The organism is Pseudoxanthomonas sp. X-1 (assembly GCF_020042665.1).
GTDB classification, from domain to species: Bacteria; Pseudomonadota; Gammaproteobacteria; order Xanthomonadales; family Xanthomonadaceae; genus Pseudoxanthomonas_A; species Pseudoxanthomonas_A spadix_A.
The window spans coordinates 123,024-136,584 of record NZ_CP083376.1; the positions used below are offsets into that span (position 1 = coordinate 123,024).

The 13,561-nt window shown below is 71.2% G+C and carries 12 protein-coding genes; 4 read left to right on the top strand and 8 right to left on the bottom strand.

The window, feature by feature from the left end; translation table 11 throughout:
- The first annotated feature begins 29 nt into the window (after positions 1–29).
- Together LAJ50_RS00540 and LAJ50_RS00545 are read left to right on the top strand one after the other, a co-directional pair.
- Entirely contained in the window at positions 30–968 is a 939-nt protein-coding gene (locus LAJ50_RS00540) for a LysR family transcriptional regulator (RefSeq protein ID WP_130551319.1), read from the top strand.
- Positions 965–2,344, top strand: coding sequence for an FAD/NAD(P)-binding protein (locus LAJ50_RS00545; protein ID WP_224096420.1), 1,380 nt, complete (start codon positions 965–967; stop codon positions 2,342–2,344). The genes LAJ50_RS00540 and LAJ50_RS00545 overlap by 4 nt, the downstream gene beginning before the upstream one ends.
- A gap of 96 nt (positions 2,345–2,440) precedes the next feature.
- On the opposite strand, the gene cls is transcribed toward LAJ50_RS00545, so the two are convergent.
- The 4 genes from cls to LAJ50_RS00565 form a co-directional block, all read right to left on the bottom strand.
- The gene (gene cls, locus LAJ50_RS00550) at positions 2,441–3,862 is read right to left on the bottom strand and encodes a cardiolipin synthase (RefSeq protein ID WP_138651435.1); all 1,422 of its coding nucleotides are present in this window, start codon (positions 3,860–3,862) and stop codon (positions 2,441–2,443) included.
- A 363-nt stretch (positions 3,863–4,225) separates the two neighbouring features.
- Positions 4,226–4,393, bottom strand: a complete 168-nt coding sequence (gene rpmG / locus LAJ50_RS00555; protein ID WP_122231031.1) for a 50S ribosomal protein L33 — start codon at positions 4,391–4,393, stop codon at positions 4,226–4,228.
- A gap of 9 nt (positions 4,394–4,402) precedes the next feature.
- On the bottom strand, positions 4,403–4,639 hold the full coding sequence (gene rpmB / locus LAJ50_RS00560; RefSeq protein WP_014159265.1) for a 50S ribosomal protein L28: 237 nt from the start codon (positions 4,637–4,639) through the stop codon (positions 4,403–4,405).
- A gap of 225 nt (positions 4,640–4,864) precedes the next feature.
- Positions 4,865–5,125, bottom strand: a complete 261-nt coding sequence (locus LAJ50_RS00565) for a hypothetical protein (RefSeq protein WP_138651434.1) — start codon at positions 5,123–5,125, stop codon at positions 4,865–4,867.
- A 277-nt stretch (positions 5,126–5,402) separates the two neighbouring features.
- Between LAJ50_RS00565 and LAJ50_RS00570 the strand changes: the two genes are divergently transcribed.
- Both LAJ50_RS00570 and LAJ50_RS00575 read left to right on the top strand, forming a co-directional pair.
- Complete coding sequence (locus tag LAJ50_RS00570) at positions 5,403–8,084, top strand: TonB-dependent receptor (protein ID WP_138651433.1); 2,682 nt, start codon at positions 5,403–5,405, stop codon at positions 8,082–8,084.
- The gene (locus LAJ50_RS00575) at positions 8,084–9,229 is read left to right on the top strand and encodes a histidinol-phosphate transaminase (RefSeq protein ID WP_205961502.1); all 1,146 of its coding nucleotides are present in this window, start codon (positions 8,084–8,086) and stop codon (positions 9,227–9,229) included. Before LAJ50_RS00570 ends, LAJ50_RS00575 begins: the two co-directional genes overlap by 1 nt.
- Positions 9,230–9,421: 192 nt before the next feature.
- Here LAJ50_RS00575 and LAJ50_RS00580 read toward each other — a convergent pair whose 3' ends face one another.
- Genes LAJ50_RS00580 through LAJ50_RS00595 form a run of 4 tightly spaced genes read right to left on the bottom strand, consistent with a single transcriptional unit; the run spans position 9,422 to position 13,520 of the window.
- Complete coding sequence (locus tag LAJ50_RS00580) at positions 9,422–10,192, bottom strand: enoyl-CoA hydratase-related protein (RefSeq protein ID WP_138651432.1); 771 nt, start codon at positions 10,190–10,192, stop codon at positions 9,422–9,424.
- Entirely contained in the window at positions 10,185–11,699 is a 1,515-nt protein-coding gene (locus LAJ50_RS00585) for a 3-hydroxyacyl-CoA dehydrogenase (protein WP_138651431.1), read from the bottom strand. Before LAJ50_RS00585 ends, LAJ50_RS00580 begins: the two co-directional genes overlap by 8 nt.
- Entirely contained in the window at positions 11,692–12,294 is a 603-nt protein-coding gene (locus LAJ50_RS00590) for a glutathione S-transferase (protein WP_138651430.1), read from the bottom strand. Before LAJ50_RS00590 ends, LAJ50_RS00585 begins: the two co-directional genes overlap by 8 nt.
- Positions 12,294–13,520, bottom strand: a complete 1,227-nt coding sequence (locus LAJ50_RS00595; RefSeq protein WP_138651429.1) for a CaiB/BaiF CoA-transferase family protein — start codon at positions 13,518–13,520, stop codon at positions 12,294–12,296. Before LAJ50_RS00595 ends, LAJ50_RS00590 begins: the two co-directional genes overlap by 1 nt.
- Positions 13,521–13,561: the final 41 nt, after the last annotated feature.

Below are 13,561 nucleotides of genomic sequence, written 5' to 3' on the forward strand. Positions count from 1 at the left end.
GGCCAGAATTTGTTACGGGGCAAGCAACAATGGACACCATCGATGCCATGCGGGTCTTCGCGACCGTGGTCGAGCGCAGCGGGTTCTCCGCCGCCGCCGAGGCACTGGACATGTCCACGCCCAGCGTCACCCGCCACGTCGCCTGGCTGGAGCAGCGCCTGGGCACGCGCCTGCTCAACCGCACCACGCGCCACGTCAGCCTGACCAGCGCGGGGGCGGCCTACCACGAGCGCTGCCTGAAGCTGCTGGCCGAGTTCGACCAGACCGAGGCCGCCGTCACCGCCCAGACCCTGGAGCCGGCCGGCGTGCTGCGCATCAATGCGCCGGTGAGCTTCGGCATCGCCCGTCTGGGCGAACTGGTGGCGCGCTTCGCCGAGCTGCATCCGCAGGTCACCGTGGACGTGGACCTGTCCGATCGCCTGGTCGACCTGGTCGAGGAGGGCTACGACCTGGCCATCCGCATCACCCGCCAGCCCACCCCATCGCTGATCGCCCGCCCGCTGGCGGAGGCGCCGATGTTCCTGTGCGCCTCCCCCGCTTACCTGGCGCGCGCCGGCACGCCGGGCAGCCTGGCCGATCTGGAGCGCCTGGGCGTGCTCGGCTACCGCTATTCGGCCGGCGGCGACACCTTGACGCTGGAAGGCCCGAACGGCACCGAGACCCTGCGCGTGACCGAGCGCCTGCGCGCCAACAACGGCGACCTGCTGCGCGAGGCCGCCATCGCCGGCATGGGCATTACCCTGCAGCCGGACTTCATCGTCGGCCAGGCGCTGGACGAGGGCCGACTGGTGCAGGTGCTGCCCGAGTACCGCGTCCTGCCGCTGCGAATCTTCGCCGTCTACGCCAGCCGCAGCCACCTGGCCCCCAAGGTGCGCAGCTTCATCGACTTCCTGGTCGAGTTCTTCGCCACCGGCTGCCCGCATCCGCTGGTCGAGGTGGCGGCGCCGGCGAAGGGCCAGCGCCGATGAGCGCAGGACCGTTCGATGTCGCCATCGTCGGCGGCGGCGCCGCCGGCACGCTGGTGGCGATCCAGCTGCTGCGCCAAGCCACCACGCCCCTGCGCATCGCGATGGTCGAACCGCGCGCCGTGCTCGGCCGCGGCGCCGCGCACGCGACCGAGCGCCCCGAGCACCTGCTCAACGTGCGCGCCGGCGGCATGAGCGCCTTCGACGCGGCGCCCGGCGATTTCGTCGACTGGCTGCAGGACGCCATGCCGGACACGCCGCGTGCGCGGATCGCTGAGGCCTTCGTGCCCCGGCAGCGCTTCGCCGCTTACCTGGCCGCGCGCCTGGCGCAGGCGCGCGCGGGCAGCCCGGCCACGCTGGACCACGTCCAGACGCGCGCGCTGAGCCTGGAGCGCGGGGCCGAAGGCTTCGTCCTGCAACTCGATGGCGCCGGCGCGCTGCAGGCGCGGACGGCGGTGCTGGCCACCGGCAACGCGCCGCGTCCGCTGCCGGCGCGCGGCGCGCGCTCGCTGCCGCCGGCGCGCCGGATCGAGGCCTGGGACAACGCGGGCCTGGCCGGCATCGACGCCGACGCCGCGGTGTGCATCGTCGGCGCCGGCCTGAGCATGGTCGACGCGGTGGTGGCGCTGCTGGCCGATGGGCACCGCGGCCCGCTGCACGTGCTCTCCCGCCACGGGCTGATGCCGCTGCCGCACGTCGACGGCGCGCCGGCGCAGGCCGTCGACGTGGAGGCGCTGCTCGCCCTGTCGCTGCGCGCGCGCCTGCGCGCGGTGCGCCGCGAGGTGGCCCGCGCGCAGGCACGGGGCGTGCCGTGGCAGGCGGTGATGGATGCCCTGCGCCCGCATGGGCAGCGGCTGTGGACCACGCTCTCCGGCGCCGACCAGCGCCGCTTCCTGCGCCACGTCGTGCGCCTGTGGGACGTGCATCGCCACCGCATCGCCGCGCCGGTGCATGCGCAGCTGCAACAGGCGCTCGCCCGCGGCCAGCTGCAGCGCCACCGCGCGCGGCTGGACACGGCGATGGCCGGCGCGCGCTGCGTGCAGCTGCACGGCCATGGCCCGCACGGCGAGATCCTCGCCCTGGAGGTGGCCCACGTGATCAACGCCACCGGCGTGGAACTGCGCGTGCAGGCCATGCGCAACCCGCTGCTGGCCGAGCTGGTCGGCAGTGGCCTGGCGGCGCCCGGCCCGCACGGCATCGGCCTGGACACCTGCCCCAACGGCCGCCTGCGCGATGCCGACGGCCAGGCCGTGCCCGGGCTGCTGGCGATCGGCAGCCTGCGCATCGGCGCGCTGTGGGAATCGCTGGCGATCCCGGAGCTGCGCGGGCAGGCCGAGACGTTGGCGCGCGAGGCGCTGGCGGCATCCGCGCCGCGCTGAAGCGCGGCGCGCCTCACGCCGGTCCGGCGGCCGTTGCCCGTCCGGCGCACGCCGTATCGACCTCACACATAGCGCGCGCGCCGCCGCCGCGCGGCTTCAGATGAACGAATCGGCCAGGCGCGCGATGCCCTCGCGGCTGCGCTTCCACGCCGGCCGCCTGTTCCAGCGCTCCAGCGTCAGCTGCTCGGCATGGGCCAGGTAGCCGGCCTCGATCCCGCGCATGCGGGCGACCACGTCCGCGTCGTAGCACAGCATGCCGACCTCGGCGTTGAGCGCGAACGAGCGGATGTCCAGGTTCATCGAGCCGACCAGCGCGATCGAGTCGTCCACGCTCATGTGCTTGGCATGCAGGAAGTGCGGCCGGTAGTGCGCGATCTTCACGCCCGACGCCAGCAGCTCGCCGTAGTAGGACTCCTGCGCCCAGGCGGTCAGGGTCTGGTTGTTGCTGGCCGACAGGATCAGCTGGGTATCCACGCCGGACAGCGCGGCGATGCGCAGCGCGCTCAGCGTGGCGTCGTCGGGCACGAAGTACGGCGTGACCATCACCAGCTTCTGCTGCGCCAGGTGGATCAGCGCGCACACCATGTCGCGCGCATTGGAGAACGGATAGGCCGGTCCCGAAGGCAGCAGCTGCGCGGCCACGTTGGCGTCGCGCACCGGGGTGGTGGCGATCACCTCCAGGCGCTCCCCGGTCTCCAGGTACCAGTCGCTGGCGAACACTGCCTCCAGGTGCGCCACCGCCGGGCCCTCCACGCGCGCGACCAGTTCGCGGTTGGGATAGCCGCGCACGAAGGCGCCGGCGTCGGCCAGGTTCTGCGAGCCGACATAGCCGGCGCGGTTGTCGATCACCGCGATCTTGCGGTGGTTGCGCAGGTCGATGCGGCCGCTGCGGCGCCAGCGCAGGCCGCCGGGCAGCAGTTCCTGGACCTGCACGCCCCCGGCGCGCAGGCGCCCGGTATAGGCGCGCAGGCCGCGCTTGGCGCCCACCGCATCCAGCATCAGCCGGCACTGCACGCCGCGCGCGGCCGCCTGCAGCAGCGCCTCGCACACCAGGTCGCCGACCTGGTCGTCGAACATCAGGTAGTAGAGCAGGTGGACCCGGTCGCGCGCGCCGGCGATGTCCTCCAGCAGTGCCCGCAGCGAGGCGTCGTAGTCGTCCAGCAGCGCGACCGCGTTGCCGTGGGTGGGCATGAAATCGCCCAGCCGTTCCACCAGCGGCACCATCTCGGTATCGGCGCCGTCCCCGGTCGGATGCCAGCGCAGCTGGCCCAGCGGCTTCTGCTCGTCGCGGATCATCTGCGAGGCCTCGGCCTGGCGGCGGATGCGTTCGCGCGAGAGCCAGGGATGGCCGAACAGCAGGTACAGCGGCAGGCCCAGCAGCGGCACGAAGCCCACCAGCAGCAGCCAGCTGCGCGCGGCCGCCGGCGTGGTGCGCGAGGGAATCCACGCCAGCGCCGCCAGCCGGATCATCCAGTCCAGGAACAGCAGCCAGCCGCCGATGGCAGAGGTCTCGGTCATCCAGTCACCGCGGGTCGGGTCATCGCCCGATGATGCCGGTCCGCGCACCGCGCCGATAGCCGGTGCGGGCCGATGGCCGCCGATCCGGTCGGCGCTGTCATCCCCGTGCCCCGCTGTCGTGGGAGCCGCCATGGCGGCGATGAGGCTTTACCCGCCAAGTCAGAGCAAGTCAAAGAGCTTTCCCGGGAAGGCACCATCGCCGCCATGGCGGCTCCCACCGAGCGACAAGCAGCAAGTTCGGTGCCTCGCCAGCTGCCCACGAAAAAGCCCGCCTTGCGGCGGGCTTCTTCTGGAGGCACTGGATCCCCGCTTTCGCGGGGGATAACGCAATGGCAAAGGCGGGCTGAAGCCCGCGCCATCGCGTTACTTGATCTTGCCTTCCTTGTAGACCACGTGCTTGCGCACCACCGGGTCGTACTTGCTCATTTCCATCTTGCCCGGGGTGTTCTTCTTGTTCTTGTCGGTCGTGTAGAAGTGACCGGTGCCTGCCGAAGAAATCAGGCGGATCTTGTCGCGCTTGCCTGCCATGATTGATCTCCTTTAGATCTTTTCGCCGCGCGCACGCAGCTCAGCCAGAACGGAGTCGATGCCGTTCTTGTCGATGGTGCGCAGGGAGTGCGCGGAAACCTTCAGCTTGACCCAGCGGTTCTCGCTGGCGACCCAGAAGCGGCGCTCGTGCAGGTTGGGCAGGAAACGGCGGCGGGTCTTGTTGTTGGCGTGCGAGACGTTGTTACCCGTCATCACTCGCTTGCCGGACACTTGGCATACGCGGGACATCTGTGCACCTCGATGTGATTTTGATCGCCCATAGCCTGGGAGATGGCGGCCCCGGCCCTGCCGCGGATGCGGGATCAGGCCATGCGATACGGGATGGATCCGCTGCCAGACGGGCAGGAATCGCGCTTCCTAGCCCTGGTCCGGCCGAAGGCCAGACGCAGCGAGCCGCGCATTATGCGCAGCTTTCCCTGTCCAGGCAAGTACTTGGCGCCGAGCCGGCGCCGTTCAGCCGCGCAGGGCGCCCTCGGCCATCGGCACGCAGCTGGCCTGGGCCGCGCCGCAGCCGTCCGGGCTCGGGGCGGCTGCGGGTGCCGGGCTGGCCACCGGCGGGGTCAGGCGCTGCTCGGGCAGCGTGGCGCTGGCGCTCACCCGGTCGGTCGCCGCCGCCGTGGCCGCCTCGGGCACCGGCTGTTCGCGCACGGCGCTGATGACCGAGCCGATCGACAGGCCCAGCGCGAAGAACAGCACGGAGGAGAGCAGTCGCATGACGCACTTCCAGCAGCCCCGGGGAGCCAGCTTCCTGCCGCGCATGTGCCGGCCGCGTGACGGTGCCGGGATGGGCGGATTGCGCCTGTGATGCACGCCCGGCGCGTGCGGCTCGCCGCGTCGCCGCGTTATCAGGATATGCCGCCATGCTCTTTGACGCGGTGCGGCAGATCCGGAGGATGAACACGAGCATGTCGGCTGCGTGCCACACGCCAGGGGGCGTGGCGGCGAGGTCCCGCACCGGGGTGTCCACCGGCTCCAAAGGGGAATCCACACCATGTCGCCCACCAAGAATCCACGCCCGTCGCGCGCGGCGCTGCCCGCCGCCGTCGCCTTGTCGCTGCTTGCCGTCGCGGCCCCGTCGTTCGCGCAGACGGCGGCGGGCACCGACCCCGAGATCAAGCGCCTGGACCAGGTCAGCGTGATCGGCAGCCGGACCCAGTCGCGCACGGTGCTGGAATCGCCCGTCCCGATCGACGTGCTCAGCGGCGACGAACTGCGCGCCAGCGGCTATACCGACGTCAGCACTATCCTCCAGTCCCTGCTGCCGTCGTACAACTTCCCGCATCCGACCACGCCGGACGGCAATACGCATATCCGTTCGGCCACGCTGCGCGGGCTCTCGCCCGACCAGACGCTGATCCTGGTCAACGGCAAGCGGCGGCATACCAGCGCCTGGGTCAATACTGGCGGCACGGTGGGCAAGGGTGCGGTCTCCACCGACCTCAACACGATCCCGGTCAGCGCCATCGCGCGGATCGAGGTGTTGCGCGACGGCGCCTCTGCGCAGTACGGCTCCGACGCCATCGCCGGCGTGATCAACATCGTGCTGCGCGAGGACGATGGCTTCGAGGGCACGGTCAGCCGTGGCACCACCGAGGACGGGGGCGGCGGCACCACCAAGGTCTCGCTGGACACCGGTTTCGCCTTTCCCGAAGGCGGCGGCATCCACCTGACCTGGGACTATCGCGACCGCAAGGCGGCCAACCGCGCGCTGGCCGATACGCGTCAGCAGTACTTCGGTATCGGGCGCAATGGACAGGCCGTCGCGCTGTCGGGCGCCTATGGCTCGGGCACCGGCCTCAACCCCATCGGCGGCGCGGTCGCCGGCGCCGTGGCCGATCCGCGCGAGGCGACGATCGACCGCGACGCGCTGTGGCGCTTCGCCGACAGCGCCGATACCGAGGACAAGACCTTCTTCGCCAACCTGCGCAAGCCGCTGTCCTGGGCCGAAGGGCTGGAGTGGTACGCCTTCGGCGGCGCCACCGACAGCCAGGGCAGCTCGAATGCCTCGCTGCGCCGCGCCGGCCAGCCGGAGAACGTGCGCGCGATCTACCCGGACGGCTTCCTGCCCTGGGTGGACACCGACAGCACCGACCGCTCGCTGGGGACCGGGCTCAAGGGGTATCTGGGACAGTGGCGCTGGGATCTGAGCAGCGTCTACGGCCGCAACGAGCTGGTCTACCGCACGCGCAACACCTTGAACGCCACCCTGGGCGCGGCTAGCCCGACGCGCTTCTACAACGGCGCGTTCGAAGCCTCGCAGTGGACGACCAACCTGGATGCCGGCAACAGTTTCGAAGTCGGCTGGCACGCGCCGCTGCGGCTGGCGCTCGGCCTGGAGTACCGCCGCGACACCTACGAGATCCGGCCAGGCGAGGAAGCCTCCTATGTCTGGGGCCCGTACCGCGTGCTGGACGGCCCGGCCGCCGGCACCGTGCCGACGATCGGATCGCAGGGGTTCGCCGGCATCCAGCCGGGCGACGCCGGCGACTACAGCCGGCACAACGTCGCCGCCTATGTCGAGGCCGATACCGATGTGACCGACCGCCTGCTGGTCTCGCTGGCCGGGCGCTGGGAGGACTACAGCGACTTCGGCTCGACCACCAACGGCAAGCTGGCGCTGCGCTATCAACTCGGCGGCGGCGTGGCGCTGCGCGCCTCGGCCAGCACCGGCTTCCACGCGCCCGCGCTGGCCCAGCAGTACTTCAGCTCGACCAGCAGCCGCACGCTCAACAACGCCGTCACCGGCCTGCCCGAGTACGTGCTGGTGCGCACGGCACCGGTGGACTCGGTCGAGGCCCGCGCCCTGGGCGCACGCGACCTGGACCCGGAGAAGGCGACCAATCTGACGGCCGGCCTGACCTGGGGCATCGCCGGGTTGACGGCCTCGCTGGACGTGTACCGCATCGACATCGACGATCGCATCTTCCTGTCCAGCAACTTCGTCGACGCTGCGGGCTCCTCGGCGATCCGCGACTATCTGGCCGCGCTGGGTTCGCCGGGCGTCACCAGCGTGCGCTACTTCAGCAACACCGCCGACACGCGCACCACGGGTGTGGACGCGTCCGCGCGCTACGTGTGGCAATGGGAGGGCGGCGACCGCCTGACCGCCACGCTGGGCTACAACCGCAACAAGACCGAGCTGACCCGGGTGGCCTCGACCCCCGAGCAGCTCCTCGCGCTGGGCGTGCGCACGCCGCTGTTCGACATCACCGAGCGGACCCGCGTGGAGAAGGGGCAGCCCAGGGACAACCTGACCCTGGCGTTGGCCTGGGATGCGGGCCCGTGGAGCGTGCACCTGGGCACCCATCGCTATGGCCGGATCGAGCAGGTCGCCGCCACCAACCAGAGCGCGGCCAACGTGGCGCAGTTCGCCAAGGGCAGCACCGCCTTCCGCACCCTGCCCACCGAGGCCGGGACCGCCGGCAACTACGATGTGATCCAGCGGCTGGACGCCAAGTGGATCACCGACGCGGATGTGTCCCTGCGCATTTCCAAGCACCTGATGCTGACGCTGGGCGCGGACAACGTGTTCAACACCTATCCCACGCGCAATATCGCCACCACCCCCGCGGTGTCTGGCGCCGACACCTATGGCGTGTTCCCCTACAGCGAACTCTCGCCGTTCGGTTGGAGCGGGGCCTATTACTACGGAAGACTGCAGGTGAAGTTCTGATGTCCTCCCACGATGCCTTCGATCCATCCCGGCGTGCCTGGCTGGCGCGCAACGCCGCGCTGGCCGTCGCCGCGCCGCTGGCCTCGCTCGTGCCAGGCATGGCGGCCGGCGCCAGTCGTGACGCGCCCGCCGCTGCCGACGGGCTGGTGCGCCTGGATCTCAACGAAAGCAGTTACGGTCCCTCGCCGCAGGTGGCAGCGGCGATCCAGCGCGCCCTGCCGCTGGCGCCGCGCTATGTCACCGCCGAGCAGGGGCAGGCGCTGGTCAAGCAGATCGCCGCTCTCGAGGGTGTAGCGCCCGAGCAGGTCATCGTGGGCGAAGTGCTCGAGCCGCTGGGCCAGCACCTGGCCGTGGCGGGCAAGGGCGGTACCTTCGTGTATTCGGTGCCCGGGTACGGCGCGCTGGTCGATGCGGCCGCGCCGTTCGGGGGACGCGCCATCGAGGTGCCGCTGGATGCGTCGCTGCGCAACGACCTGCCCCGGCTGCTGGCCGCGATCCAGGCCGATACCCAGGCGCTGTTCGTGGTCAATCCGCACAACCCGTCCGGCACGGTGAGTCCGGGGAAGGAGTTCGACGCCTTCGTGCTGGCCACCTCGGCCAAGGCGCTGGTGATCGTCGACGAGGCGTATCTGGACTACCTGCCGGACGCGGCCGAGCGCACGGCGGTGCGGCACCTGCGCGCCGGGCGCAACGTCGCGGTGTTCCGCACCCTGGGCAAGATCCACGCGCTGGCCGGCCTGCAGATCGGCTACGCCCTGGTGCCCCCGGATCTGGCCGCCGCCCTGCGCAAGCGCGGCGTGGGCAGCCCGCACGGACTGAACCAGCTCTCGATCGCGGCGGCCTCGGCCTCCCTGGCCGATCCCGGTCACCTCGCGTGGGTGCGCGAACAGGTCGCCGCCGAGCGCACGCGGTGGCTCGACCACCTGCGCCGGCTGGGGCTGCGCTACGCCGAGCCCGCAGGGAATTTCGTCTTCTTCGACACGGGGCGACCGCAGGCCGAGGTCGTCGCGGCACTGAAGGCGCGCAGGATCCTGGTCGCGCGCGCCTTCCCGCCTTACGACACCTGGGTCCGGATCAGCATCGGCACGCCCGCGGAGAATCGCCTCGCGCAGGCCGCGCTGAGCGAGATCCTGCGGCGCGGATAGAGGGATCGCCTGGCGCTGAGGGATCGGGTAGAAGCGCCCGAATCCAGCCAAAGAGTCGAAGATCCGGACGATGCGCCGTCGGCATTGGCGACGCTGGAATCGAAACGCGCAGCCAGCCAGCCGTTCAGCGCTTCGATCCGGTTGGCCAGGGAGCAGGACGGGGGCCGCGTCACGCCGGCGCGCCATCAACGCTCAGCGCCCGCCGAAGACCGCGGCGCGCTTTTCGAGGAAGGCGCGCATGCCTTCGCGCTGATCGGCCGTGTCGAACAGGCGCTCGAACAGGCGGCGCTCCAGGGAAAGGGCGGTGTCCAAAGGAGTGTCGGCGCCCAGCCGCAGGGCCTCGCGGATGGCCTGCACGGCCAGCGGCGGCATCCTGGCGATCTGCAGGGCGATCTCACGCGCGGCATCGAGCGCCTGGCCGCTGGGAACGAGCCTGGAGACCAGGTTGGCGGCGTAGGCCTCGCTGGCGGGGATCATCTCGCCGGTCAGCGCCCAGAGCGCGGCCTTGTAGCGGCCGGCGGCGCGCAGCAGGCGCTGGGTGCCACCCGCGCCGGGCATGATGCCGACCTTGATCTCGGGCTGGCCGAAGCGGGCATCCTCGGCGGCGACGATCAGGTCGCAGGCCAGTGCCAGTTCGCAGCCGCCGCCGAGCGCATAGCCCTCGACCGCGGCGATGATGGGCTTGGAAGCGCCGCGTACGACCTCGAACAGGTGTCCCGAGCGCTGCAGCACATGATCGATCGGCCGCATGTCGGCCATCTCGGCGATGTCGGTGCCGGCCACGAAGTAGCCGCCGGCACCGGTGAGCACGATCGCCGCGACCTCCGCGTCGGCCAGCGCACCCTCCAGCGCGTCGACCAGTTCCCGCTTGACCTGCAGGTTGAGGGCGTTGCGGCGTGCCGGCCGCGACAGGGTGACCACCGCCACGCGCGCCCGCGTGGCCACGCTGACGAACTCAGCCATGCGACACCTCACGCGCACGCGCCTGCAGCCAGGGCGAGACGCGGTAGCGGTCTTCGCCGTAGCCCTGCGACAGATGGGCCAGCACGGCGGCGATGTAGTCCAGCCCCACGCGGCGACCCCAGGCCAGCGGCCCGATCGGATAGTTCACCCCGCCGGTCATGGCCGCATCGATGTCGGCTTCGGAGGCGATGCCCTGCTGCACGGCGTCGGCGGCTTCGTTGACCAGCATGGCCACGGTGCGCGACACCGCCAGGCCGGCGGCGTCGCCCAGCAGCGAGACCTGCTTGCCCAGCGCGGTGAACAGGCCTGCGGCCCGGGCGATGACGTCCGCGGGCGTGCCCGCGGCGGCCGACAATGCGATCCGCTTGCTGGCGGCATAGTCGAGCGCCAGGTCGAACAACACCACCGGCTCGCCCAGGGCCTGGCTGCGTGCGCCGGCGCTGCGGCCATCGGTCAGCGCCAGGGCGACGCCGTCCACGCGCAGCAGGCCTGCGCCTTCGGTCTTTTCGACATGGAGGCCGGCCTGTTCCAGCAGCGCCACCAGGCCCTGCGCCGGGCCGAGCGCGCCTTCGACGCGGACCCGTGTCGGCGCGGGGCCCTGAAGGTCGCGCACATCGGGGCGCGGCGCATCGTCGCGGTAATCGTAGAAGCCACGCCCGCTCTTGCGCCCCAGCCAGCCGGCGTCCACCAGCTGCTGCTGCACCAGCGAAGGCTGGTAGCGCGGATCGTGGAAGAACGCCTGCCACACCGAGCGGGTCACGGCGAAGTTGACGTCGTGGCCGATCAGGTCCATCAGCTCGCACGGCCCCATGCGGAAGCCGCCGCACTCGCGCATCACCGCATCGACGGTCTCCGGCGTGGCCTGCTGCTCCAGCAGCAGGCGCAGGGCCTCGCCGTAGAACGGGCGCGCCACGCGGTTGACGATGAAGCCGGGCGTGGACTGGCACACCACCGGCGTCTTCTTCCACGCGCGCGCGGTGGCGACCAGCGTCTCGACGACGGCCGGGTCCGTGGCGTGGCCGCGGACCACTTCGACCAGCGGCAGGATGGTCGCCGGATTGAAGAAATGCAGCCCGGCCACGCGCTCCGGCGCGGGCAGGCGCGCGGCCAGCGCGGTCACCGACAGCGAGGAGGTGTTGGTGGACAGGATGGCATTGTCGTCCACGCGCCTAGCCATCTCGGTCAGCGCGGCGACCTTGACGTCGAGGTTTTCGACGATGGCCTCGATCACCAGGCCGACGCCCTGCAGCGGCGCGCTCGGGCCCGCGGCGATCACCCGCGCGAAGGCGGAGGCGGCGTCCTCGGCGCTGGCCTTGCCCTTGGCCACGCGCCGGTCGAGGCTGGCGCGGATCTGCGCACGGCCCCGGTCCAGCGCGGCCTCGCTGGTGTCGCACAGGTAGACGCGATGGCCGGCGAAGGCGGCGACCTCGGCGATGCCGGCGCCCATGGTGCCGGCGCCGATGACGACCACGGCGCGATCCAGCGCGAGCGCGTTGGCCTCAGCCATCGGCCGGCTCCGTGGCGATGAAGGACGGGCGCTGCGCCAGCGTGGCGTACCAGGCGGCGAGCTTCGGCGCGCGCGCGCGCCAGGCGACCGCTTCGAAGCGATAGTCCAGATAGCCCAGCGCACAGCCGATCGCGATCTGGCCGATGTCGATCGCCGCACCGGACAGCGCATCGATCTCGCGCTCCAGGCGGGCGAGCGAGGCCTCGGTCTTGAGCGCGAAGGCATCGATCAACGACGGCAGCGGCAGCGCGCGCTCGCGCTCGTTGCGCCACAGGATCAGCACGTCCAGCAGCCCGTCGCCGAAGGCCAGCTGCTGCAGGGCCTTCCATCGGTCCTCGCCGGAGGGGAACAGCGCGCCGTGGAAGCGCGCATCCAGGTATTCGCAGATGACGGCCGAATCGAACAGCACCTGGCCATCGTCCAGTACCAGGGTGGGGATCTTGGACAGCGGGTTGTCCGCCATGATGGCCGGATTGGGCCTGAGCATCGCCGCCACCGAGCGCTGCAGCTGCAGCGCCTCGACGCAGCCCAGCTCATGGGCAACCACCATCACCTTGCGCACGAAAGGCGACTTGGGCGACCAGTGCAGTTTCATCAGATCACTCCCTTGGCCCGCAGGGCTTGGATGTCATTGTCGGCGTAACCCAGCCCCTGCAGCACGTCGTCGCTGTGCTGGCCCAGCAGCGGCGGCGCCACGCGCGGCTGCAGCGGCGCATCGGCGAAGCGCATCGGGCTGGACACCAGCGGCACCTCCACGCCCAGCGGATGCGGGACGCGGCGGACCATCTGTCTGGCCACCACCTGCGGGTCTTCGAGCACTTCGGGCACCGAGTTGATGGCGCCGGCCGGCACGCCGGCCGCGTCCAGCGCGGCCAGCAGGTCGGCGCGCCGCCACCCGGCGAAGGCCTCGGAGAGCCGCGCGGACAGCGCCTGGATGCCTTCCACGCGCCCGGCATTGGTGGCGAAGGCGCCTTCGGCCAGCGCGGGCTGGCCCAGCACCTGGCACAGCTTGGCGAACTGGCCGTCGTTGCCGACCACCAGGATGACGTCGCCATCGGCGCAGGCGAACACGTCCTGCGGCTGGATGTTGGGATGCGCATTGCCGTTGCGCTGCGGCGTGCGGCCGGACACCAGGTAGTTCATCGCCTGGTTGGCCAGCGAGGCGACCTGCACATCCAGCATGGCGATGTCGATGGTGTCGCCCAGGCCGGTGACATGGCGCCGGTTGAGCGCGGCCAGCACCGACACGGCGGTATACATGCCGGTCATCAGGTCGACGATGGGGATGCCGACCTTCTGCGGGCCGCCGCCGGGCTTGCCATCGCGCTCGCCTGTGACGCTCATCAGGCCGCCCATGGCCTGGATCAGGAAGTCGTAGGCCGGCTGTTCGGCGCGCGGGCCGTCCTGGCCGAAGCCGGTGACCGAGCAGTAGATCAGCCTGGGGTTGATGGCGCGCAGGCTGTCGGCATCCAGGCCGTAACGCTTGAGCGTGCCGACCTTGTAGTTCTCCAGCACGATGTCGGCCTGCGCCGCCAGCCTGCGCACGATGTCCTGGCCCTCGGGCGTGTCGATGCGGATGGTGATCGACTGCTTGCCGGCGTTGACGGCCAGGTAGTAGCCGGCCTCGCCGGTGTTGCGGCCGTCGGCGTCCTTGAGGAAGGGCGGCCCCCAGGCGCGGGTGTCATCGCCCGCGCCGGGCCGCTCGACCTTGATCACCTCGGCGCCCAGGTCGGCCAGGATCTGCCCGGCCCAGGGCGCGGCCAGGATGCGGCTCAGATCCAGGACCTTGATGCCCGACAGCGGGCGTGCGTTGGAACTCATCGGGACATCCGTGCGATATCGCCGGCCAGCGGCGATGGAAG